Annotated in this window: 19 protein-coding genes and 1 riboswitch; of the genes, 8 read left to right on the top strand and 11 right to left on the bottom strand. The window is 73.4% G+C overall.

Features of this window, described 5'->3' with window-relative positions:
• Positions 1–25: 25 nt before the first annotated feature.
• Together ACFRCG_RS22880 and ACFRCG_RS22875 are read left to right on the top strand one after the other, a co-directional pair.
• The gene (locus ACFRCG_RS22880) at positions 26–1,456 is read left to right on the top strand and encodes an amidohydrolase (RefSeq protein ID WP_380034164.1); all 1,431 of its coding nucleotides are present in this window, start codon (positions 26–28) and stop codon (positions 1,454–1,456) included.
• Between the two features lie 64 nt (positions 1,457–1,520).
• A complete protein-coding gene (locus ACFRCG_RS22875) occupies positions 1,521–2,078 on the top strand; it encodes a GNAT family N-acetyltransferase (protein ID WP_380034162.1) in 558 nt (185 codons plus the stop codon).
• An 89-nt stretch (positions 2,079–2,167) separates the two neighbouring features.
• On the opposite strand, the gene ACFRCG_RS22870 is transcribed toward ACFRCG_RS22875, so the two are convergent.
• The 5 genes from ACFRCG_RS22870 to ACFRCG_RS22850 all read right to left on the bottom strand — a co-directional run bounded on the left by ACFRCG_RS22870 (position 2,168) and on the right by ACFRCG_RS22850 (position 7,506).
• Positions 2,168–4,522, bottom strand: a complete 2,355-nt coding sequence (locus tag ACFRCG_RS22870) for a hypothetical protein (RefSeq protein ID WP_380034160.1) — start codon at positions 4,520–4,522, stop codon at positions 2,168–2,170.
• The gene (locus ACFRCG_RS22865; RefSeq protein ID WP_380034158.1) at positions 4,519–5,067 is read right to left on the bottom strand and encodes a GtrA family protein; all 549 of its coding nucleotides are present in this window, start codon (positions 5,065–5,067) and stop codon (positions 4,519–4,521) included. The genes ACFRCG_RS22870 and ACFRCG_RS22865 overlap by 4 nt, the downstream gene beginning before the upstream one ends.
• Before the next feature lie 246 nt (positions 5,068–5,313).
• On the bottom strand, positions 5,314–6,522 hold the full coding sequence (locus tag ACFRCG_RS22860; RefSeq protein ID WP_380034156.1) for a hypothetical protein: 1,209 nt from the start codon (positions 6,520–6,522) through the stop codon (positions 5,314–5,316).
• Positions 6,523–6,578: 56 nt separating this feature from the next.
• Positions 6,579–7,088, bottom strand: coding sequence for a SigE family RNA polymerase sigma factor (locus tag ACFRCG_RS22855; RefSeq protein WP_380034154.1), 510 nt, complete (start codon positions 7,086–7,088; stop codon positions 6,579–6,581).
• Between the two features lie 175 nt (positions 7,089–7,263).
• Positions 7,264–7,506, bottom strand: coding sequence for a hypothetical protein (locus ACFRCG_RS22850; protein ID WP_380034152.1), 243 nt, complete (start codon positions 7,504–7,506; stop codon positions 7,264–7,266).
• A 260-nt stretch (positions 7,507–7,766) separates the two neighbouring features.
• Here ACFRCG_RS22850 and ACFRCG_RS22845 point away from each other — a divergent pair, with 260 nt between their 5' ends.
• Positions 7,767–8,090: a nuclear transport factor 2 family protein gene (locus ACFRCG_RS22845; protein WP_380034150.1), complete on the top strand. Its 324-nt coding sequence runs from the start codon at positions 7,767–7,769 to the stop codon at positions 8,088–8,090.
• A 34-nt stretch (positions 8,091–8,124) separates the two neighbouring features.
• On the opposite strand, the gene ACFRCG_RS22840 is transcribed toward ACFRCG_RS22845, so the two are convergent.
• The gene (locus tag ACFRCG_RS22840) at positions 8,125–9,531 is read right to left on the bottom strand and encodes an alpha/beta hydrolase family protein (protein WP_380034148.1); all 1,407 of its coding nucleotides are present in this window, start codon (positions 9,529–9,531) and stop codon (positions 8,125–8,127) included.
• Positions 9,532–9,817: 286 nt separating this feature from the next.
• Here ACFRCG_RS22840 and ACFRCG_RS22835 point away from each other — a divergent pair, with 286 nt between their 5' ends.
• Positions 9,818–11,182, top strand: a complete 1,365-nt coding sequence (locus ACFRCG_RS22835; RefSeq protein ID WP_380034146.1) for a cytochrome P450 — start codon at positions 9,818–9,820, stop codon at positions 11,180–11,182.
• A gap of 10 nt (positions 11,183–11,192) precedes the next feature.
• Here the strand turns inward: ACFRCG_RS22835 and ACFRCG_RS22830 are convergent, their stop codons facing one another.
• Positions 11,193–11,795 carry a hypothetical protein gene (locus ACFRCG_RS22830; RefSeq protein WP_380034144.1) on the bottom strand — a complete coding sequence of 201 codons (603 nt, stop codon included), beginning with the start codon at positions 11,793–11,795 and terminating at the stop codon, positions 11,193–11,195.
• A 148-nt stretch (positions 11,796–11,943) separates the two neighbouring features.
• Positions 11,944–12,006, top strand: a riboswitch (guanidine-III (ykkC-III) riboswitch).
• A gap of 12 nt (positions 12,007–12,018) precedes the next feature.
• Between ACFRCG_RS22830 and ACFRCG_RS22825 the strand changes: the two genes are divergently transcribed.
• Positions 12,019–12,333 carry a multidrug efflux SMR transporter gene (locus ACFRCG_RS22825; RefSeq protein ID WP_078981618.1) on the top strand — a complete coding sequence of 105 codons (315 nt, stop codon included), beginning with the start codon at positions 12,019–12,021 and terminating at the stop codon, positions 12,331–12,333.
• Between the two features lie 77 nt (positions 12,334–12,410).
• Here ACFRCG_RS22825 and ACFRCG_RS22820 read toward each other — a convergent pair whose 3' ends face one another.
• Together ACFRCG_RS22820 and ACFRCG_RS22815 are read right to left on the bottom strand one after the other, a co-directional pair.
• Positions 12,411–12,734 carry a putative quinol monooxygenase gene (locus ACFRCG_RS22820; RefSeq protein ID WP_380034142.1) on the bottom strand — a complete coding sequence of 108 codons (324 nt, stop codon included), beginning with the start codon at positions 12,732–12,734 and terminating at the stop codon, positions 12,411–12,413.
• A 9-nt stretch (positions 12,735–12,743) separates the two neighbouring features.
• The gene (locus ACFRCG_RS22815; RefSeq protein WP_380034140.1) at positions 12,744–13,589 is read right to left on the bottom strand and encodes an SMP-30/gluconolactonase/LRE family protein; all 846 of its coding nucleotides are present in this window, start codon (positions 13,587–13,589) and stop codon (positions 12,744–12,746) included.
• 507 nt (positions 13,590–14,096) lie between these two features.
• Here ACFRCG_RS22815 and ACFRCG_RS22810 point away from each other — a divergent pair.
• From ACFRCG_RS22810 to ACFRCG_RS22800, 3 genes are all read left to right on the top strand, one after another.
• A complete protein-coding gene (locus ACFRCG_RS22810) occupies positions 14,097–16,133 on the top strand; it encodes an alkaline phosphatase family protein (RefSeq protein ID WP_380034138.1) in 2,037 nt (678 codons plus the stop codon).
• A gap of 75 nt (positions 16,134–16,208) precedes the next feature.
• Complete coding sequence (locus ACFRCG_RS22805; RefSeq protein ID WP_380034136.1) at positions 16,209–17,306, top strand: WxL protein peptidoglycan domain-containing protein; 1,098 nt, start codon at positions 16,209–16,211, stop codon at positions 17,304–17,306.
• Positions 17,307–17,345: 39 nt separating this feature from the next.
• Positions 17,346–19,778 carry a hypothetical protein gene (locus ACFRCG_RS22800; protein WP_380034134.1) on the top strand — a complete coding sequence of 811 codons (2,433 nt, stop codon included), beginning with the start codon at positions 17,346–17,348 and terminating at the stop codon, positions 19,776–19,778.
• Here ACFRCG_RS22800 and ACFRCG_RS22795 read toward each other — a convergent pair.
• Both ACFRCG_RS22795 and ACFRCG_RS22790 read right to left on the bottom strand, forming a co-directional pair.
• A complete protein-coding gene (locus ACFRCG_RS22795) occupies positions 19,762–20,205 on the bottom strand; it encodes a GNAT family N-acetyltransferase (protein WP_380034132.1) in 444 nt (147 codons plus the stop codon). The genes ACFRCG_RS22800 and ACFRCG_RS22795 overlap by 17 nt on opposite strands.
• Before the next feature lie 132 nt (positions 20,206–20,337).
• Positions 20,338–21,945, bottom strand: coding sequence for a glycoside hydrolase family 13 protein (locus ACFRCG_RS22790; protein WP_380034130.1), 1,608 nt, complete (start codon positions 21,943–21,945; stop codon positions 20,338–20,340).
• Positions 21,946–21,995: the final 50 nt, after the last annotated feature.

The following is a 21,995-nucleotide window of genomic DNA, read 5'->3' as shown; positions in this document are numbered from 1 at the left end:
TGTCCAGATCCCAGGAGGAATTAAGGTGCGCAACCGCGAATCGTGGAACGCCCGCCGCCCGGCCGCCCCCGCCGGCGACGCGCCCGCCGACCTGGTCCTGACCGGCGGACGGGTACACGTCTTCGACGAGGGCGACCACCTCGCGCAGGCGATCGCGGTGCGGGCCGGGCGGATCGTCCGGGTCGGCCACGACCACGAGGTCGCCCCGCTGATCGGACCGGGCACCCGGGAGATCCCGCTGCGCGGGCGCGCGGTGCTGCCCGGCATCAACGACTCGCACCTGCACGGGGTCTGGCTCGGCGCGATGTGGCCGCACCTGCTGATGGACGCGCTCACCGCGGGCGCGGCCGACGCCGCGCCGCCGGCCGCGCCCGCGCTGCGCACCTCGGCCGACCGCCGCGCCGCCATCCTGCGCACCCGCGACCTGCTGGCCGCGCTCGGCGTCACCAGCTACACCGAACCCGGCCTGGGCCCGGGCGAGGACGACGGCGACACGGGCTGCTTCGGCTCCGCCGCGCTCGCCGACTACGCGCAACTGGCCGCCGAGGGCGAACTCGCGGCCCGGGTCACCGCGTTGCTCCTGTTCGGCGAGCTGGACGGCCCCGGCTCGGCCGACGCCTTCACCGTCGGACTGCGCGAATTCGCAGCCCCCGCCGAGGTGCCGGGCTGGTTCCGGGTGGCCGGCGTGAAGATCTTCGCGGACGGCATCCCGCCGATGCGCAGCGCCTGGGTGTGCGAGCCCTACCCCGACGGTACGCACGGCGCGCTGCTGATCGACGGCGACTCGGCCGCGCAGCGGCTGCGCCGACTGACCGGGATGATCCGCGCCGCGCATGCCGCCGGGCACCAGATCGGCGTGCACTCCACCGGCGACCGCACCTCCGCCGCCGTGGTCTCCGCCCTGGGCGCGGCGCAGGCCGACGACCCCCGGCCGGCCCGGCACTACCTCATCCACGGCGACCTGCTGCCGCCGGCGACGCTCGCCGAGATGGCCGCGGCCGGCATCGGCCTGAACACCCAGCCCGGCATCGCGGTGGCGACCCGACCCCTGCTGCACGACACGCTCGCCGCGCACACCCTGGCCCGGATGTGTCCCACCCGCGACGCGCTCGACGCGGGCGTCGACGTCTGCCTCAGCTCGGACTCCCCCGTGCTGACCCCGGACTGGCGGCGCGGGGTGGTCGCGGCGGTGACCCGCGCCGGCGTCGACGGCTCGGTCTGCGGCGTCGACCAACGCCTCGCCGTGCGCGAGGCGTTGCGGGCGTACACGGTCACCCCGGCCCGCCAGGACGGCGCCGAGTCGTGGAAGGGCTCGTTGGAACCGGGCAAGGTCGCCGACCTGTGCGTACTGGCCGCCGACCCGCTGCGGGTCGAGGTCGAGGCGCTGCCGCAGGTCCCGGTGGAACTGACGGTGGTGGACGGGCGGGTGGTGTACGAGGCGACGGGTCGGGGGTGAGCGGCGGGCCGCGCCCTCGTGCGAAGATCACGGTGATCGAGAACGGCCACCGTGGAGGACGACGATGTTCGCGATATCGCTGGGCGACAGTGCCGAGCTGCGCCCGCTGGAGCCGTGGCGGGCCGAGGAGTTCCTGGCCCACATGGATCGCGGCCGGGAGTTCGTCGGCCGGCACATCGGGCTGGCCGACGCCACCGCCGACCTCGCCGGCGCGCGAGCCTGGCTCCAGTCGTACGCCGACAAGGCCGTCACGGACACCGGCCGGCTGTACGGCATCTGGCTGGACGGCCTTCTCGTCGGCGGCGTGCTCTTCCGGACCTTCGACGCGATCGCCCGCACCTGCGAGGCCGGTTGCTGGCTGGAGCCGGCCGCCGCCGGACACGGTCTGGCCACCCGCGGATCGCGGGTGATCATCGACTGGGCGATCCGCGAGCGCGGCATCCACCGCGTCGAGTGGCAGGTGTCCGACCAGAACACGCCGAGCATCAACGTGGCCAAACGACTCGGCATGACCCGCGAGGGTGTGCTCCGGCAGAACCACCTCTACCGCGGCGCATGGCAGAACACCGAGGTCTGGTCCGTACTCGCGCACGAATGGATCGCCGCGAACGTTCTCGCCTGAGCCGGACACCGACCCCGTACCGAGGTGCCCCGCGTCGCCATGACCGACCGGGGCACCCGAACCGACGGGCGCACCCGGCCCGTTCGGGCTCAGCCGCCGACCGCCGCCTCCGCCGGGCCGTAGTAACCGTCACCCGCGAACCGCACCCGCACCGGCTGCCCGACCACCGGAGCCGGAACCCGCAGCACCGCCTCGCCCCGCGCCCCCGTCATGACCCGCGCGACCTCCCCGCCGGCGCCGAGCAGGACCACGTCCACCTCGAACAGCGGCGCCCCGCACGCGTCCCGGAGCACCACCGCCACCGTGCCCGCGTCCCCTGTCGTCACCGCCAGGTCGGGCTCCCGGTTCGCACACAGGTCCCGGATGAAGTCGCCGACCTCGAACAACTCCGCGCCGCCGAACCCGCCGCCGAACCAACCGATCCCGCCGTTCCCGCGCACCACCGGCCGATAGTGCCCCCGGTCGCCGAGCACGGCGAGCAGCAGGTCCCGGTCGCCGTTGCCGACACCGAGCAGCAGATACCGCGCGCCGGAAGCCCGCAACCGGCGGGTGAAGTCCGCGACGTCGCGGGGCTCGCCCAGATTGGTGATCCGCCGCTGTCCGCGCTCGCCCATGATCAGGTGCAGGAAGTCCGCCCGGGTGAAGTCGGTGAAGGCGATCGTGCGGCCGTCGGGCACCCGGTCGAGCCCGGCGTAGGCGGCCGTGGGCAGGATCCGCCGGTCCCGGTCCGGATCCCGCATCAGCTCCACCGCCTCCCGCACGTTCGCCCGATGCGCCCCGAAGCGGTCCCCCGTCCAGGTGTTGGTCGGCTGCGTCGCCCACCACATGGACACCGCCGTGGTCCCCACGAACACCGCCGCGAGCAGCCCCGCGACCACCCGCCGCGCCGACATCGGCACCGCCACCCGTCCCCCGCGCACCCGGTCGGAGCGTTCCGCCAGCGCCGTCAGCACCACCGCCAGCCCCACACAGCCCAGGGCCGGCACGATCAACTGGTAGCGCGCCCACCACGGCGCCGGCGACGCGATCCCCCACACGATCACCGGAAGCACCAGCCCCCACAGCAGATCGAAGCGCCGCCGAAGCCCGAACAACACCAGACCCACCACCAGGACCGGCAGCAGCAGATAGATCCACTGCAACCCGAACCCGCCCGGCTGCTGGTCGTACGTATAGGCGAACCGCTCCCGATCCAGCAGCCACGAGTGCCACGTGGCACGCGCCTTCCCCTCCCCGATCACCAGCGGCGAGATGGTGGTCCGGATGATCAACTCGTCGACGGTGCCCCGGCCCGGGAAGCCGAACATGCTGAACGGGTAGAACGGGTTGCCGTAGCGAATCCAGGTACGCAGATACCAATAGCCGCCCAGTGCCGTCATCGCCGAGCCGAGCAGCGCCACATTGGGCAGGGCCACCCGGACCAGCGCGGCGGCATCCCCGCGCAGCCCGGCGACCCGACCGCGCGGTGGCCCGGACGGCGCGCCCCGGCGCACGTCGGCGAGTACGTACCCGGTCTGCACCACGACCAGCACGCCGACCATCGCGGCGGTCAACAGGTTCGACGACTTGACCCCGACGGCCACCCCGAGCGCGATCCCGATCCACAAGACCTGGCGGCGCAGCGCGCGCGGCGGGTCCACGCCGCGCGTGATCGCCGCCGCCGTCGTCGAGCGCAGGCCGAGCGTCAGGTGCAGCGCGGCGAGGGCGGTGGCCGTCGTCGCGAAGTCGACGTAGGTGGTCGACGCCTCCAGGAACACCGCCGGGACGGCGAGGATCCCGAGCCCGGCGAGCGTCGCGTGTGCGCGCCGGGCGCCGGCGGTGCGGGCGATCCCGGCGGTGGCGACCGCGCCCAGGGCCAGGAAGGGCAGTCCGGACGCCCAGCCCAAACGGGTGTCGCCGAGGAAGGCGCCGGTGAACCCGGTGAGCAGTTCCTGGCCCTGCGGATACACGTCGGCCCACAACACCTGTGGGGTATGGCCGACATACCCCTGCTGGAGCCAGATCGCCGGCCCGGGCAGGTGGTACCACAGCCCGTCGTAGTCGAGCGGACCCAAGAACACGGCCAGCGCGCCCCGCCAGCAGTACTGCGCGCCCACGAGCACCGCCACCACCACGACCGCCGGATGCCGCCACGACCGCCGCGCCCGGCGGGCGAGCGCGCGGACCAGGTCCCGACCCCGCCGGCGCTCCCCGTCGACGCGGGCCCGCCGGGTCGCCGCGATCTCCACCGCCGCGACCACGAGGGCGGCGACGAACAGGGGAACCGCGTCCAGTCGGCGCAGCAGGGCGCCGACCAGCAGGGTCAGTGCGGACAGTTGGGCCGTGGTCAGCAGCAACCACAGCAGCACGACGTCCACCGCGCGGCGCATCCCGCTCACGCACGCCAGGTGCCCGCATCCGGCGAGCGTGGCCGCGAGGGCGATGACCAGGGCCGCGGCGTTCACCGCAGGCCCGGGGCCGCGTCGCGACGGACGTCGGCCGGGAGGGGAGCGGTCGCGGTCGCCGGAGCACGAGCGGTGACGGTCGCCGGTACCGCGGTGGTGTCGGTCGCCGCGCGGAAGACCCAGGTGCGGTAGCCCCAGAAGCGGAACCCCGTGGCCAGGGCCATCCCGATCACATTGCCGGAAAGGTTGTCGGCGAGCAGGCTGTCGAAGCCCAGGACGTGCCGCGACACCCACAGACAGCCGACCTGGATGACCAGACCGCCCAGGCTCCAGCCGACGAACAACAACAGTTGCCGACCCGCGTCGTGCGCGGCGCCCGACACGGTGCGCTCACGGTAGGTCCACCGCCGGTTGCCCAGGTAGGCGACCATCGTGGCGACACTCAGCGAAACCAGCTTCGCGGGCAGGGCGGAGACGTCCAGGAGCGCGCGCAGGACGTTGAACAGGACGACGTCGACGCTGTAGCCGGCCCCGCCCACCACCGCGAACCGCGATATCTCGGGGACGAATCTGCGCAGGTGCTTCGGCGGTGCGGGAAGGATCATGAGCGATCTCGTCAACCTCGGGAAGTCGGATGCGGGGGCGCCGGTCGCGGACCGCGGCGTCTTCGGGTGTCGCCGGCCGGTTCGGCGGTGCGGACGGCCGGGGCCGGCACCGATCGCCGGGCGGCACGCCGTTTCGGCCGACGCGGAACCCACCCCCGGCGCCGGGTGGGCGCCGGGGGCAACGCGGTATGTCGTATGGGCGGTTCGGTGGTCAGCGCGCGGGTCGGGGACGACCGGCGTGCGTGCTCAGCGGGCGTCCCAGCGCGGCGAGGCCGCGATCATCTTCAGCACTTCCAGGTCCAACCCCGGCGCTGCCGCGGCGAGTTCGCCGTAGGACGTGGTGGACTTGGCGGGCGGCGCGTCCACCTCGAACCGGATGCGCAGGCCGTGCGGCCGGTACGCGGTCAGGCTCAGGGGCACGACCCGCCCGTCCACGTTCCGCTCGCGATCGACCACGGCCGGGTTCCCGTCGGACAGGGTCACCTCCCCGCAGGTCCACGGCAATGGACCGGTCGGGCACCCCTGCCCCTCGCCGGGGGAAGTCGGGTCGACACGGGCGGTCAGCAGGTGCCGGCCGCCCCCGGCCTGCACGACGAACTCGCCGCTGCGCGAGTCCCCGTCGCGGGACAGCGGCTGAATCTGCCCCGGCAGGAGTGCCGGCACCAGGCCCAGCACCTGCTCCGCGGCCGTCGGCTCCACCGCGATCACCGGTGCCCAGACGGGGCTGCGGGCGATCTCGGTGATCTGTTGGATGCTCATGGTCGGCACGCCCGCCGGCTCTCCGGCGTCGTCGTAGGCACCGGAGAGGCGGACCCCGATCATCGCCCCGTCGGCCCGGGTGTGTACGACGCTCCACTCCGCGTCCGGACTCCCGGGCTCCTTCGTGGACTTGCGTACGGTCAGTGCGCCGCCCTCGGGCTGCAGCACCCGGACGCACTCGTTGTCCGGGCGAACTCCCGTGCAGTAGGCATAACTTCCCAGCTCGGTACGGCTGCCGGGCACCGGTCGGGAAATCGACACGATCAGCGAGGACTTGCCCGCGGCCGTGGAATACGTCCCGGAGACCTGTGCCTCGGTCCGGAGCACCTTGGGGGCGTCGGCCGCGAAACGGCTTTCCGCGTCGGTCAGCACCCCTTCCGAGGGCAGCGCCTTCATCAGGTACGGCACCAGGTCCCGGCGTACGTCGGCCGCCGAGGGCAACCGGGTCCGGTCGGCCGCATCCGACGACGAAAGCCCGAACCCGCCGTCCGTCGCGGCCCATCCCCCGATGCTCGCCGCCACCAGCACGAACCCCAGCGCCGACCGACGCAGCGTACGGGCCCGCCGGCGCTGCCGGCCCCGGGCGAGCGACCGCGCCACCAGGTCGGAACTGGGCGCGGGGAAGTCCTCGACGGCGCAGCCGAGCGCCGCGGGCAGGTCGCGCTCGTACCGCTCGAAGTCCTCATCGGTGATCACGGCCACCATGTCCTTTCGATCGCGATCGCCGGGGTTGGGGGAAACGGTCGGGTCGCTCAGCATGTCGCCGCCAGGTCCCGCAGTTCGTTGCCCAGCAGCGCCCGCAGGCGAGTCAGCGCCCGTTTGGCGCGGACCGGGACGTTGCCGGGCGCGATGCGCAGGATGTCGGCGGTGTCCTTGATCGAGTAGTCCTCCCAGTAGCGCAGCACCAGCACCGCCCGATCGTTCGGGGACAGCCGGTCCAGGCCCTCCAGGAGGGTCAGCCGCAGTTCGATGTCGGTCCCGTCGGGCGACTGCCGGTCCGGCACGTCGCCGGCGGGCCGCTCCGACCAGCGCCGGAGGCGGCGGGCGGACAGGTACGTCCGTACCAGCGTGGTGTGCGCGTAGGCCATGGGCGCGTCCATGGCCCGCACCCGACGCCACACCGGGAACAACTTTCCGAAGGTCTCCTGGACCAGATCCTCGGCGAGATGCCAGTCTCCCGTGAGCAGGCAGGCGGTACGCAGCAGCTGTCCGCTGCGTGCGTGCGCGAACTCCTCGAAATCCGCGGCCATGCTTCTCGACATGGAGCCTCCGTACTTTGGCGTCGCACGAGTAACGCCACGACCCGCGGGTTACATGACACCCTCGCCGAAGATTTTTTCGACGGGTGTCGGCCGCGGCTCCAGGGGGCTCCGATCGTCCCCGCGCCGGGGACGCCGAGCAGAGGCAACGCCCCGGATCAACCTGGATATACGGTGATCATCCGGGCTCCGCCCGGTGCAGGGCGTAGCGCAGCGCGTGGACCAGCGCGCCCGCGTCGACGGACGGGTCCAGATATCCGAGCGGCGCGAGGTGGTCGGCGGCGAACGGAGCGGGCACGGGGGCGGGGGCGGCGACGGGTTCCGGGGCCGGCACGGCCTGCGGGTCCAGGCGGGCCAGGGTGTCCTCGATGGCGTCGATGAGGCTGCTGAGCGCCTCGTCCAGCGATGCCGGTGCGGTCATGGACGGTTAACGAGTGCCGGGTTCACCCGAAACGGCGTACCGCCCGGAGCCATCCGATCGACTGCTTTCCCGTCACTCCCACGGTGCCGCTCCCCCGGGCGGACCCGCGCCCGGGCCGAAGCCGGAGCGCGGCCGGGGCGCGGGTCCCGCGTCGCGCCCCTGCGGGGTGCGGCGGGTTTATCGGGCCCGGTTGTCGGGGGACTCGTACCGGGCGTCGGCGGCGCTTGTGCCACCGACCGTTTGCCGTTCAGGAGGTTGTCGTGACCATCGCCCCCGGGAAACTGTCGGATCCCATCGTCGGAGCCTTCGTCTCCGCCGTGAACGCACACGACAAGGCGGCCTTCGTGGCATTGATGGCGCCCGGGGCGACCATGTCCGACGACGGGACGGATCGTGACGTCGACGACTGGGTGGATCGGGAGATCTTCTCGTCGAACGGGCACATGAACGTGCGCTCCGAGTCCGACGGCGGACGATCGCTCGTCGTCGACTACCGCAACGACACCTCGGGCGAGATGCGCACCACCTGGCGCTTCACGGTCGAGGACGGCCTGGTCACGCGCTTCGAAACGGGCCAGGCGTAACGGCCCGGGCCCCACGCGACAGTGGCCCGGGCGATCACCCCGCTCGACCGGCCAGTTCCCGGAACCAGCGCAGCGCGGCGGCCGTGCCCAGCCGATTCGAGCCGGCGTGGTCGACATCCGCCCCGAAGCGGGTCACCCCGACGTCCACGCCCCGGGCCCGCATCGCCGCCCGGCAGTGCGCGGTGTTCGCGGGCGCCACCTCCTCGTCTCCGGCCGCCACGTACAGCCGGACCGGCACCCGGGGCCGCCAGTCGGTGCACACCGCGTCGGTCTCCCGCAGCGCCGCGGCCAGTGCCCCGGTGGGTCGGGTGAGCAGCGCCCGGCCCTCTTCGGTCAGCAGTTCGTCGAGGGAGTCCGGGGTCGCCTTCAGGATCTCGTCGTCCCGGTGCGAGCCGTCGAGCAGGCCCTCGATGATGTCCGCGTACCGCTTCCGGAAGACGTCCGCCGGGGTGTCGTAGATGTGGTGCAGACGGTTGTAGGCGACCAGGAGCAGGGCGCTGTAGAGCACGCTCGGCTTGTCCGCCAACTCGCCGCCGAGCAGCGCGGGCAGTTGCACACCGCCGAAGTCGTACGCGCCGCTGATCGGCGCGATCGCGCCGATGCGGAACCACGGATCGGCGCCGGATTGCAGCGCCCGGGCCAGCCCCAGCGCGGCCGACGCGCCCTGCGAGAAGCCGCTGACGTACACCTCGCGCGCCGTGGTGTGCCCGTGCCGGCCGATGAACTCGCGGGCCGCGCGCAGCAGATCGAGCGACGCGGTGGTCTCCGAGGGGATGTCCATCCAGGGGTGCGGGCCGGGTCCCTCGCCCTGGCCGAGATAGTCCGGCATGGTGACCGCGAAACCGGCCGAGGCGTAGGTCAGCGCCGGCGCGATGCCCCAGGTCTCGTCGCTGGTCGACGGCGCGTCGCCGCGATACAGCTCGGTGCCGTGCGTGTACGACACCACGCGCAGCCGCCGCTCGCCGTGGACCGGCAGCGCGAGCAGGCCGGTCGCGGTGGTCGGGCGCCCGTGCGCGTCGACGGTGCGGTAGACGAGGCGGCGCAGTACGACGTCGTCGTGTATCGCGCCGGCGTCCCATCCGTCGTCGGCGAGCGCCCGAGCGGCCTCGGCGGCGGACACGGTGCGCAGGTCCACGACGTCCACGAGCGTGCCGCGTCCGCGCGCGTCGGCGACCGCGACGCTGTCCGGCGCGGCGGGGGCGTCGGCCCGGGCGCCGCCGGCGAGGGGGACCACGAACAGCCCGGCGAGGGCGAGGCCCACCACGATCCGGCGACCGGTGGATCGCACGAACAGCGGCCGGGCGAAAGGGGGCTTGGCGAAACGGGTCTCGGCGAACGAAGACTCGGCGAACCGGGGCTTGGCGAACAGAGGTGTGACGAACAGAGGTGTGGCGAACCGGGACTGGGCACCGTCGTGCGATGCCGTGCGCTTCTTGGTCATGTCCCGACGGTAGATTTCCCGAACTCGGCAGGGCAGCCGGTCGGCCGGGGGTCGCCACGGCGGCGTCCCCGGCACCGGACACCCCGGCGAACCCCCGGCACCGACCCCGGGGCGGGCCGGGTGAACACGGCGCGGCTCGTCGGTCCGCACCCACGCGGGCACACCCGACACGCCCCCGTCCCCCGACGCCTCCCCCGATCCGCGATGCGGCGCTGCTGGAATGGGTAGGACACCGCACGGCACGAGCCGAAGCCGATCCGCGCCGAATCCCCCAGGGAAGTGCCCCATGACCACGGCCCCCCACCCGCCTCGCGACCCGGCGCCCGTCGCCCGCGCCGGTCGGGCTCCCGGCGCCTGGCCCGTGGCCGGGCACCTCCCGCACCTGCTCCGCGCGCCGCTGCGCTTCCTCGACTCGCTGCCCGCACACGGGGACCTGGTCGAGATCCGCCTCGGCCCGCGCCCCGCGTTCGTCCTGTGCCACCCCGAAATCGCTCGCCAAGTGATGAGCGACGGCCGCACGTTCGACCGCGTCGGCCCGCTCTACGAGGGCTCCCGCGCCGCCCTCGGCAACGGCCTCGCCACCTGCCCGCACGCCGACCACCGCCGCCAACGCCTGCTGATGCAACCGGCGTTCCGTACCGAGCACCTGCCCGGCTACGCGACGGCGATGGGCCACGAGATCGGCGTCGCGCTGGACCGCTGGCGGCCGGGCACGACCGTGGACATGGTCGACGAGATGTTCGCGCTCACCACCACGGTGGCCGTCCGCACCCTGTTCGGCTCGGGCATCGACGACCGCGACATCGCCGAACTGCGCGACAGCCTGGACACGTTCCTCAAGGGTGTCTATCTGCGCGCCCTGCTGCCCGCCGTCGACGCGGTGCCGACCCCGAGCAGCCGCCGCTACCGCCGGGGCCTGGCCGGCTGGCGCGCCCACGTGGCGCGCATCGTGGCCGACCGGCGGGCCGACGGCGCGGCCGGCCGCGATCTGCTCGCCCGCCTGCTCGCCGCCCGGGACGACGACGGCGGCGCGCTCAGCGAGAGCGAACTGCACGACCAGGTGGCGGTGTTGATCCTGGCCGGCGCCGAAACCACCTCCTCCGCGCTGGCCTGGTCCCTGCACCTGATCGCCGGCCACCCCGACGCGGAACGCGCCCTGCACGCCGAGGTCGACACCGTCCTCGACGGACGCGTCGCCGGCCCCGACGACCTGTCCCGCCTGGAATGGACCGGCCGGGTCGTGCGCGAGGCGCTGCGCCTGTACCCGCCCGCCTGGGTGCTCCCCCGCACCACCACCCGCGCGGTCGACCTCGCCGGCCGCCGGCTCCCCGTCGGCAGCACCCTCGTGTTCAGCCCGTACATCCTGCACCGGCACCCCGACTTCCACCCGGAGCCCGAACTCTTCCGCCCCGAACGCGAATACGCCGACGGCACCGCTCCCGGCGCCTGGTCGCGGTCCGCGTTCGTGCCCTTCGGCGCCGGCCCCACCAAGTGCGTCGGCGACACCTTCGCGCTCACCGAGAGCGTCCTGGCCCTGGCCTCCATCGCCGCCCGCTGGCGACTGCGCCCGGCCTCCGCCACGCCGGTTCGCGCCGTCCCGCGCAGCGTGCTGACCCCGCGCACCCTCCCGATGCGCCTGATCCCCCGCTGACCCGCGCCGCTCAGACCCCCTTCGCGACGCGCTCCCCCATCGGCCCGAAGATCACCGCCCAGTTGCCCGGGAACGCCGGCACCGCCGCGGACAGATGGAAGCGCACGACCGAGCGCTCGTCGGCCCCGGCCCCGCCTCCCCGGATCACCTCCAGGCAGTGGTCGACGCAGTCGTTGACGTCGTCCTCGTCGAACCCGAGCCGCTCGTATGCCTCCCGCACCTCTGCCGGCAGCGACCGCGACTCGTCCCAGCCGACGACCGCGTCGAACAGATAGAGCAGGTGGCTCCCGGGTTCGGGCAGTTCGGCCCGCAGCCGCGCCGTCTCGAACTCCCGGTGCACGTCCTCCGGGACCAGACCGGACAGCGTCACCGCCGCGTCCACCGGCTCGGCCCAGTAGGCCGCGTCGTGCTCGCCGTCGGTCTGCCGCAGATACGCGCTCGCGAACGCCGCCATGACCTGCGGGTCCTCGATCAGCGGCGAGACGACCATGTCGCTCTGGTAGTCGAAGCCGAACCAGAGCCGGCGCCCGTCGAGCACGAGCGATTCGATCCCGGCCACATGGCCGACCCGTCCGGGCAGGGGCTCGGGGCATTGCGCGGAGGTGATGTCCATGCCGCAGACCGTACCGGCGCCCCCCGACGCCGGCCCGGAACTCCCCCACGCACCCCGGCTCCCGCCGGGTGATCCCGGTCACCGGCGGCGGCCGGGACTGGACACGGCGGCTGTTTTGTGCGCCGTCGCGGGCGTGCGAGAGTGGTTCACGGAGCCCGAACCGGCTCCCGGACGAGGCACGCCGTACCCGGTCAGGACAAGACGGTGTCAGGGAGTGCTCGTCATGGCCTGGATCGTGCTGATCGTCTCCGGCGTCCTGGAAGCCGTCTGGGCGACGGCCCTCGGCAAGTCCGCCGGCTTCACCCGCCTGTGGCCGACCGTCGTCTTCGGCGTCGCGCTGACCGCCAGCATGAGCGGCCTCGCCTACGCGCTGCGCGACCTGCCGGTGGGCACGGGGTACGCCGTGTGGGTGGGCATCGGCGCGGTCCTGACCGTCACCTACGCGATGGTCTTCGACGGCGAGGCGTTCTCCGTCGTCAAGCTGCTCCTGCTCGCGGGCATCGTCGGCAGCGTGGTGGGCCTCAAGGTCCTGCACTAGGCCCTGTCCGGCCGACCGAGTGGGCGCCGGACAACGGACGTCCGGCGTCCTCGGGCGGTCGGGTGCGCCGGCCGGCCTCAGTCGATCTGTAGTTCCCCCATCGCACTCCACCCGCTCGCGTCCGGAATCACCGTGCTGACGATCTCGGGCGTGTGCCGAATCAGCGGCCGGAACCGCTCCAGCGCGTCCCTGAAGTGGTCGGAGTTCACGTGCGCGGCGGCCGCGTCGTCCCGAAACGCCTCGACCAGCACGTACGTGGTCGGATCGTCGAGACTGCGCGACCACTCGAACCAGAGGTTGCCCGGCTCACCCCGCGTGGCCTCGGTAAACGCCGCGGCGTGTTGCGGCCAATCCTCGGCGTGTTCGGGCTTCACCGGGAACTTCACCACGATAAAGATCATTCGGTAACTCTAAGTCGTCATCGTCGCCGTCGATACCGGCGCCGCGAGCAGTTGGCCCGTTCGGGGGCCGGCCGTCGGGTCGCTCATGCCGCGCCATTCGGTGGCGACGATGTACAGCGTGCGCCCGTCGGCGTCGAGCACGCAGGAGAAGCAGCCCCGGTCCAGGTCGAGCGTCGCCGTCACCTCGCCGCCCTCCCGGACCCGGACGCACCGTTTGTTCGGGACGTCCGCGTACCAGACGGCCCCGTGCGCATCGAGGCAGATCCCGTCCGGGACGCCCGCGCCGAGGTCGGCCCACACCCGGCGGCGCGACAGGCCGTCGTCGGCGTCGATGTCGAAGGCGGTGAGGCGGTTGGCGTAGGACTCGGCGACGATCAGCGTCGTGTCGTCGGGGGTCACGGCCATGCCGTTGGGGAATTCGACGCCGTCCGCGACCCGGCGTACCGACCCGTCCGCGGCGATCACCGCGACAAAGCCCGGGCGCGGCACCTCGCCCGTCATCGGGTCGAAGTCGGCGCCGTTGACGAACACGTTGCCCCGCCCGTCCGCGACGATCTCGTTGAAGCCGCCGCCGACCGTGCTCAGATCCGCGTACGTCGCGAACGTACCGTCCGGCTCCGGCGTCACCACCCGCGCCTCGCTCGACGAGACGATCAACAATCGACCGTCCACCGCGCGGTCGAAACACATCGGCAGGGACGGGAACGGCACCCGCACGACCACCTCGCCGGCCCCCTCCGGATCGACCGCGACGATCTCGCCCGTACCCCAGTCGGCGAACCACGCCCGCCCGGCGTGCCATCGCGCGGACTCGCCGAAGACGATGCCCTCTCGCAAAACCGTGCCCTCGGACATCGCACACACCCTTCTCGACACCACGCTCGAAACCGTTGTCGGCCCCGATGCCTGTTCCCACCCCTTTCCGATAGACCCTCGCCGGCGACGGAACTCATCGCCCGCGTCGCGTAGCCCCACCACCCGACGGGCCACGCAGGTGCCGGTCGGGGAAGGCCCGCACATAGGCGCGGGTGACCCTCGGCACTCTGTATAACAGAACCATAACGGGTCCGGACCAGAAGTTCTCCCGTTGTTCAACCGGCCGACCGCCGCCCGTGGATGGCCGAACTCCCGCCCGTTGCATCGTGGTTCCCGCACGCTCCCGCAGGACTCCGAAGCCCATCGCACCTCGGGCCGACGGTCCGGCGGTTCGATACGTCCACCGGTCTCGCCCGAGGCCCGTGGCACTCGACGAAACACGACCGGGCCGATCACGAGAACGTGATCGGCCCGGCGGGTCCGCGGCGGATTGCGCCCGCCTCGGACCGACCCCACTCCGGTTCATCCACCGAGGGAGTTATCGCAGTGTACGGATCCATTCGCGCCCGGCGCGGCCTCGCGGCGACCGCGGTCGCCGCGGTCGCCGTCCCGCTCGCCTTGGCCGGCGCCGCACTCGCCGCGTCCCCCGCCGCCGGCGACTCGACGCCGCCGTTGCCCAACGGCACCAAGAAAGCGAAGACGCTGGTCATCGGCATCGACGGACTGCGCTTCGACAAGCTGCAGAGCGGTGACGCGCCCAACCTGAAGGCGCTCATGGCCGGTGGTGTCAGCGCGCCGAGCAACCTGTACGCGCAGCCGTTCGCGCCCACCGTCTCCGGCCCCGGCTGGTCGACCATCGCCACCGGCGTCTGGCCCGACAAGCACGGCGTGCACGACAACACGTTCGCGGGTTCCCGGTACGACAAGTACCCCGACTTCGCGACCCGTCTGGAGGCCGCCGACCCGACCGCCTCGACCCTCGTGGTCGGCGCGTGGGGGCCGATCGCGTCCACGATCTTCTCGCCGAAGGTCGACGTGCGCGTGCCTACCGACGAGAACGACGACGTCGCCGCCGACACCACCGCGCGGTACCTGTCCACGGGCAATCCCGACACCACGTTCATGCACTTGGACGCGGTCGACGGCGCCGGCCACAACAACGGCGGCACCAGCCCCGAATACGCCAAGGCCGTCAAGGACGCCGACACGCGCGTGGGCAAGGTGCTGGACGCGCTGCGCGCCCGTCCGACGTACGCCCAGGAGGACTGGCTGGTCCTGGTCACCGCCGACCACGGCCACACCGACTCCGGCGGCCACGGCGGCGCGACCCCGCAGGAGCGGCAGACCTTCGTCATCGCCAACGGCGCCGGCCTGCCCGCCGGCACCGTGCGTCACGACGTGCGCCTGGTCGACATCGCGCCGACCGTGCTCAAGCACGAGGGTGTCCGCATCGATCCCGCGTGGGGCCTGGACGGGCAGCCGATCGACGAGATCGAGCCGGACGCCTTCGACACGCTGCGGCCGACCCTGTCCGAGCGGGTCGACGAGGCCGGCATCCCCGCCGGCGTCAAGGGCTTCACGCACACCGCGCCCGAGGGCTGGTCCATCGACAACTCCGCGATGCCCACCGGCGGTGTGACCGAGTGGCGCGGCTGGTCGTTCGCCACCGACGAGTTCTTCACCCGCGCCGAGGGCGGCCAGGCCCGCGAGGGGAATGTGCGCAGCCGCAACGTGTTCGCCGTCGCCGACTCCGACGAATGGGACGACAAGGCGCACGCGGCGGGCCGGTTCGACTCGACGCTCGTCTCCCCGGCCTACCCGGTCCAGGGCAAGGCGAAGGTCGACCTGAGCTACGTCACCGACTACCAGGTGGACGGCCCGCAGACGGGCGACGTGTACGTGTCCTGGGACGGCGGCGAGGCCAAGCTCGTCAAGTCCTACCGCGCGGACACCAACCAGGTCGAACGCCTCACCCTCGACGTGCCGGCCGGCGCCGGGACCGCACAGGTCCGCTTCCGCTACACCGGCACCAACAGCCGCTTCTGGGCCGTCGACCAGGTCGCGCTCACCGCGAGCGGCGACACCACTCCCGGCGGCGACCCGCTGTCCGGCAGCCAGGTCATCACCACCACGGTCACGAGCACCGGCGCCCTGACCATGACCTCGACCGGCGACACGGTGACGCTGCCCGCCCCCGAACTCACCGCCTCCGGCGACCGGTTGGCCACCTCCGGCGCGCTGAACACCGTGCAGGTCACCGACCTGCGCGCGGCCGACCCGGGCTGGAACGTCAGCGGCCAGGTCACCGACTTCACCACCGCCCGGGGCGGCACCGGCTTCGACGGCTCGGCCCTCGGCTGGACCCCGAAGGTGGTCAAGGCGGGCAACGGCCAGCAGGTCACGGCCGGCACCCCGATCGCCCCGGCGACCGACGGCGGCATCAAGACCACCCGCACCCTCGGCAGCGCCGAAGCGGGCCACGGCCGAGGCACCGCGGTCCTGGGCGCCGACCTGAGCCTGAACCTGCCCACCACCACGGCCCCCGGCACCTACAGCGCCACCCTGACGGTCACCGCGATCTGACGGCGAGCCCCGACCACACCACAGGCGGCGCGGGGACACACCGACCCGCGCCGCCTGTGGCCCGAACGGAACCTCATGCCCCACCCCCCGACCCGCCGCTTCCGCCGAGCCGTCACCACCCTTGCCGGCATCGCCGCGACCCTCGCGTGCCTGTTCACCACCTGCCTGTTCATCACCACCGCCGCCGCCACGGCGGCGCCCGCGCCCGCCGACGCCGTGCCCCCGACCGCCACCTGGTCCGTCCAGCCCTCCACCGAGCACGGGCCCGACGACCGGCCGGCCTTCCGGTACGCCCTGGCCCCCGGCGCCCGCCGGGTCGACTACGTCGCCGTCACCAACGTCGGCGACCAACCCCTCACCGTCGACCTCTACGCGCAGGACGCCTTCACCACCGCCTCCGGCGGCTTCGACCTCCTCGCCGCCGGCCGCCCCACCGCCGACGTCGGCGCGTGGATCCGCCTCAAGGAGAGCCGGATCACCGTGCCGCCGCACGCCCGTAGCGACGTGCCGTTCGAACTCGTCGTCCCCACAGACGCCTCCCCCGGCGACCACGCGGGCGGCATCGTCGCCTCCCTCGCCGGCCCCGGCCGGGACCAGGCCGGCAACCGGGTCGTGGTCGACCGCCGCGTCGGCACCCGCATGTACCTGCGCGTCGACGGCCCACTGCGTCCCGCGCTCACCTCGGGCGGCCTCAGCGCGAGCCTGCGCACCTCGCTCGACCCCCGCGACGGCGCTCTGAACGTCACCTACACCGTCCGCAACAGCGGCAACATCCGCCTGGGCGCCCGCCCCGACCTGACCGTCCGCGGCCCCTGGGGCCTGACCGGCACCCACCGAAAACTGGACCCGCTCCCGGAGTTGCTGCCCGGCGCCTCGCTCACCCGAACCGTGCGCGTATCCGGCGTCACCCAGGCCTTCCGCCTCGACGTCGACCTCGCCCTGCACCCGACGCCCGTCCCGGGCGGCTCTCCCGACACGGGCCCGACCACCCACGCCCACACCACCGTTCGCGCCATTCCCTGGAGCGCGGTGGCCACCGCGGCGGCCCTGCTCGCGCTGATCACCGCCCGGCTCGTGCACCGCCGCCGGCGCCGCGGGTCCCCGCTCCCGACCGTAAAGACCTCCCCATCACCAACACCCCACCCCCATCCGGAACATCGACCCATCGCGTAATGTCCCCAGGGCCGCACCAGCGCCCCCAGGAGGCCCCGCATGCACGAGACCGGCACATCCGGAACCGCCGCCATGGTGGCGCTCCGAAACGTCGGTCGGGGTCGGTCCGGCGCACTGCTCCGGCGACTGGGCGGTTCCGGCCTCCTGGCCCTGCGCCGTGCCCGGTCGCTGCCACGTGCCCTGATCGAGGCCGTGTTCGAGACCGACGACACGGACCTGCTCCGGGCGTTGGCCGCGAACCCCGGCCTGGGCCACGACACCCTGCTGCGCCTGGCCGGACTCGGCCGCCCCGCCCTGGCCCGCACCCTGTACCGACCCACGAACCCCGAGCGGCACACGGTCGTGCTCCGGCGCGCCGTCCTCGCCGCGGCCGATCCCGCGGATCCCGACTGGCGCGCGCCGCACGGCTTCGTGCCCTGGCTGCTGACGCAGCATCACGAACGGCTGCTCGAACCGGCGTTGTGGGCCCCCTTCGGCGAACTGGTCGCACACGCCCTGCTCGAACTCGGCCCCGACTTACCCCCGGCCGTGGTCGCCGAACGCCACCGCGCGCTGCGCGCCCTGCTCGACGAATCCGGGTTCGCCCGCTTCCGCCGCGCGGCCGGCGACCTCGACCACGGCGACCTGCTCGACCGCCTCGACGACCCGGCCGCCGCCGAGGTCCGCCGACGCTGCTCCGCCACCCACCTGTTACTCCTGCGCATCCGGCGCGCCAAGGGCCCCGTCCCGGTCCCGCCCGACTGGTCCGCCGCGCGCGAGGAACACCTGCGCAAACCCTTCCCCTCGTCGGTGACCGCGGTCCTCGCCCGATGGGCCGACTGCCCCGACGAGATCGTCCGGGACGGCGGCCGATCCGCCCGCCCCACCCTGCGCGCCCGCGCCTTCCGCCTCCCCGTGCCCGCTCCGGGGCGAGACTGCGATCACGATCTCGACCACGACGAATGGGAATGGACCCCGCTCCTGCGCCGGGGCCTGCGTCGCGGCCGATTCACCGCGTCCGCGCTGCTCACCGAGGCCGGACCGGCCGTGGCGGTGCTCCTGGCCCTGCCCGACGAGGACCCCGCCGTGCATGCCGCCGTACGCGAACTCCTCGCCCCCCTGGGCACCGACGCCGACGCGTGGTCCACCGTCCTCGCCGAACTCCCGCGCTTCCCCGGCACCCCGGCCGCCCTCGTCGCGACGGCCCTCGCCGGCCCCGCCCCGAACCGGGCGCACACCCGCCCCTCCGGCGGCGACCCGGCCCGCATCCTGCTCTTCCGCTGCGCGAGCAGCGCACAACAACACGCGCTGGTGTCCCTGCTCGACCCGCCCGCACTGCGCCCCCTGTTGGCCGCCGCTCCGCCCGACCGCGCGCTGCGCGAACGCCTCCGGGCCGTGCACGGGCCCGCCGCGAACCTGATCCTGGCCGGCGTGGCCGAGCAACCCCCGGAGACCGTCGCAGAGTTACTGGATCTCGACGATCCCGCGGTGAACGCCCTGCTGTTCCGCCGCGTCCACCTGGACGAAGCGGCGGTGACCCGCCTGCTGTCCGGTGTGGACCGCGCGGGCCGCCCGGGCACGGTCCCGCTCGCCTCCGCCCTGCTCGGCTGCCTCGAACGCGACGAAGGGCCGAACCACCGGCTCGCCCTCGACGTCGCCCCCGCCTCGGACGACCCCCGCGTCGCGCGGATCGTGCTGCACCGGCGCGCCGTCCACACCGACGCGGGTCGGCTGCGCGCGCTGCTCGACCGGTGGCGGGACGCCGGTCCCGACGGCGTGCGCGCCCTGATCGACGAGGCCGGCCGCCACGGCCTGGAGGACTCGCGCAACCCCTTCCCGGCCGAGACCGTCAAACTCGCCCGCGCCGCCCTGGACGGCGTCGACGGCCCGGCGCTACTGCGCGCCCGACTGGCCGAGGCAACCACGCCGGCGGCGATCGTCACGGCCCTGCGCGACCCGGCCCACGCCGCCGGCATCGTCCTCGCCGAGTGCGGACCGCCGCCGTGGGACACGCTGATCGAGACCCTGACCCGCGACCCCTGGCCCGACGAGGTCCGGGACGCGGTGGTCATGCACCCCGACTGCCCGCGCGAACTCCTCCTCGCCCGGCTGACGTTCGTGCCCGACCATCCGAAACACGTGCGCACGTGGATGTGGGCCGCCCTGGATCGCGGCGCGTTGACCGTCGAGGACATCGTCCGCACGTGCCGCCCGGCCCGCGTCGCGTTCGACCTCCTGGCCGGCTCGGCGATCATCGAGGACCCGACCGCCCGCCGACCCGCGTTCGACCCGTGGCGACTGCCCGACGAACTGCGACCGCATCGCCTCCGGGCCCGCCTCGGCGCGGCCCCGGAAACCTGGACGGTGGCCGTACGACTCCTGCCCGACTTCTCCGGCACGCTGATCGAACTCCTGGACACCGCGGTGGCCATGACGGCACCCATCAGCCGAGCGACACCCGCCTGCCGGACGCCGCTCAGCCGAGGCGTTTGACGAAGATGTACTCGACACTGCCCGGCGGGTAGTCCCTCACGGTTCCCGCGAGTTCGTAGCCGTGCCCGCGGTAGAAGTCCGGAGCCTGGAAGTCCCACGTCTCCAGTCGCACGTGCCGACACTCCCGCTCGGTCGACGCGATCTTCTCGGCCCGTCCCAGGAGTTCCGAACCCAGCCCGGCGCCGCGCAGGCGCGCGTCGACCCACAGGAGGTGCACGTGCAGCCAGTAGGCCCAGGTGTAGCCGGTCAACCCGCCGACGAGATCACCGTCGTCGTCGCGCACGTAGATCTGGAGGGGCTCCTCGTTCTCGGCGGAAGTCCCGCGCAGGGCCGCCAGATTCGGTGAGACCGCCGTATTGGATTCGGTGAGCATCCGCCCGAGCCAGGCTTCGCGTTCCGGGTCCACGATTACTTCGAACTGCGCCACCCACCCACTGTAGCCGGACCCCCGGGCCCCACGACAGCGACCGATTTCGGCGGTGACTCCCCCATGGGAAGCCGCCGCCGAACATCCGGGCCCCGCCGAACTCCCGGGCCCGCCGGACCCGAACCGGACCGCTCAGCCCCCGTCCACCGCGTACCACGCCGCCGTGTCGCCCGGCAGCACGCCGTCCCCGGGCAGCTCGCCGCTGGCGAGCAACACCGGCCCGTACTCGGGCAGCCGCACCGGCTCCGCGCCCAGATTCACCGCGCACACCGGCCCGCCCCCGCGCCGGAAGACCAACGTGCCCTCCGGCGACGGCAACCACCGCAGTTCCGCGCCGTCTCCGAGGTCCGGGTGCGCCCGACGGATCGCCAACGCCGACCGATACAGCGACAGCGTGGACGCGGGGTCGTGCCACTGCGCCTCGACACTCAACCCGGCCCACTCGCCCGGCTGCGGCAGCCAGGTCGGCGCACTGCCCGGCGCGCCGAATCCGTACGGCGCCCGCCCGCCCGACCACGGCAGCGGCACCCGGCAGCCGTCCCGGCCCCGCTCGGTGTGCCCGGACCGCTCCCATCTCGGGTCCTGCAACACCTCGTCCGGCAGGTCCAACACCTCGGGCAGGCCCAATTCCTCGCCCTGGTATACGTACACCGAGCCGGGCAGCGCCAGCGTCAACAGCGCGGCGGCCCGGGCCCGGCGCAGCCCCTGCTCCCCGTCGCCGTAGCGCGTGACGTGGCGGTGCACGTCGTGGTTGGACAACACCCAGGTCGCCGGGGCACCGACACCGGCGGCGCCGGCCAACGACGCGTCGATCACCTCGCGCAGCGCGGGCGCGGCCCAATCGGTACCCAGGTAGTGGAAGTTGAACGCCTGGTGCAGCTCGTCGGGGCGCACATAGCGCGCGGTGCGCTCCGGGCTCGGCGTCCATGCCTCGGCCACGGCTATCCGGGCGCCGGGGTAGGCGTCGAGGACGCGCCGCCAGCCGCGGTATATCTCGTGTACCCCGTCCTGGTCGAAGAACGGCAGTTCGGCGCTGCCGAGCAGTTCGATCCCGGCGCCGCCGCCGATGTCGGGCAGGCCCTCGGCCTTGACCAGACCGTGTGCCACGTCGATCCGGAAGCCGTCCACGCCCAGGTCCAGCCAAAAGCGCAGCACGTCCTCGAACTCGGCGTGCACCTCGGGGTGTTCCCAGTTCAGGTCGGGCTGCTCGGGGGCGAACAGGTGCAGGTACCACTCGCCGTCCGGCACCCGGGTCCAGGCCCGGCCGCCGAACACCGACTCCCAGTCGTTGGGCGGCAGTTCCCCGTCGACGCCGCGACCGGGGCGGAAGTGGTACCGCGCGCGGGCGGCCGATCCGGGGCCGCCGGCCAGCGCCTCGACGAACCAGGCGTGCGCCTCGGAGGTGTGGTTGGGCACCAGGTCGACGATCACCCGCAGGCCGTGCGCGTGCGCGTCGCGCAGCAGCGCGTCGGCGTCCTGGAGGGTGCCGAACAGCGGGTCGACGGCCCGGTAGTCGGCCACGTCGTAGCCGTGGTCGGCTTGCGGGGAGGCGTAGAACGGGGTGAGCCAGACGGCGTCCACACCCAGTTCGCTCAGGTAGCGCAGCCGGCTGCGTACGCCGGGCAGGTCGCCGATCCCGTCGCCGTTGCCGTCCGCGAAGCTGCGCACGTACACCTGATAGATCACCGAGTCGCGCCACCAGCCGGTGGTCGTAGGGGTGTTCGTGGTCGTGACGGTCATCCGAGAGCTTCCTTCGGGGGAGAAGTCGAAACACAACATCGAGCGCCCGC

This window comes from Embleya sp. NPDC056575, from assembly GCF_042793325.1.
In the GTDB taxonomy this organism is placed as follows: Bacteria; Actinomycetota; Actinomycetes; order Streptomycetales; family Streptomycetaceae; genus Embleya.
The sequence above is the reverse complement of the archived record's forward strand: the minus strand, read 5'-3'. Positions and strand labels throughout refer to the sequence as shown.

Bases quoted from the DNA above. Each gene is read 5' to 3' on its own strand.
- ACFRCG_RS22875 (WP_380034162.1), top strand. From the start codon at position 1,521: ATGTTCGCGATATCGCTGGGCGACAGTGCCGAGCTGCGCCCGCTGGAG.
- ACFRCG_RS22865 (WP_380034158.1), bottom strand. From the start codon at position 5,067: ATGATCCTTCCCGCACCGCCGAAGCACCTGCGCAGATTCGTCCCCGAG.
- ACFRCG_RS22855 (WP_380034154.1), bottom strand. From the start codon at position 7,088: ATGTCGAGAAGCATGGCCGCGGATTTCGAGGAGTTCGCGCACGCACGC.
- ACFRCG_RS22850 (WP_380034152.1), bottom strand. From the start codon at position 7,506: ATGACCGCACCGGCATCGCTGGACGAGGCGCTCAGCAGCCTCATCGAC.
- ACFRCG_RS22840 (WP_380034148.1), bottom strand. From the start codon at position 9,531: ATGACCAAGAAGCGCACGGCATCGCACGACGGTGCCCAGTCCCGGTTC.
- ACFRCG_RS22835 (WP_380034146.1), top strand. From the start codon at position 9,818: ATGACCACGGCCCCCCACCCGCCTCGCGACCCGGCGCCCGTCGCCCGC.
- ACFRCG_RS22830 (WP_380034144.1), bottom strand. From the start codon at position 11,795: ATGGACATCACCTCCGCGCAATGCCCCGAGCCCCTGCCCGGACGGGTC.
- ACFRCG_RS22825 (WP_078981618.1), top strand. From the start codon at position 12,019: ATGGCCTGGATCGTGCTGATCGTCTCCGGCGTCCTGGAAGCCGTCTGG.
- ACFRCG_RS22820 (WP_380034142.1), bottom strand. From the start codon at position 12,734: ATGATCTTTATCGTGGTGAAGTTCCCGGTGAAGCCCGAACACGCCGAG.
- ACFRCG_RS22815 (WP_380034140.1), bottom strand. From the start codon at position 13,589: ATGTCCGAGGGCACGGTTTTGCGAGAGGGCATCGTCTTCGGCGAGTCC.
- ACFRCG_RS22805 (WP_380034136.1), top strand. From the start codon at position 16,209: ATGCCCCACCCCCCGACCCGCCGCTTCCGCCGAGCCGTCACCACCCTT.
- ACFRCG_RS22800 (WP_380034134.1), top strand. From the start codon at position 17,346: ATGCACGAGACCGGCACATCCGGAACCGCCGCCATGGTGGCGCTCCGA.
- ACFRCG_RS22790 (WP_380034130.1), bottom strand. From the start codon at position 21,945: ATGACCGTCACGACCACGAACACCCCTACGACCACCGGCTGGTGGCGC.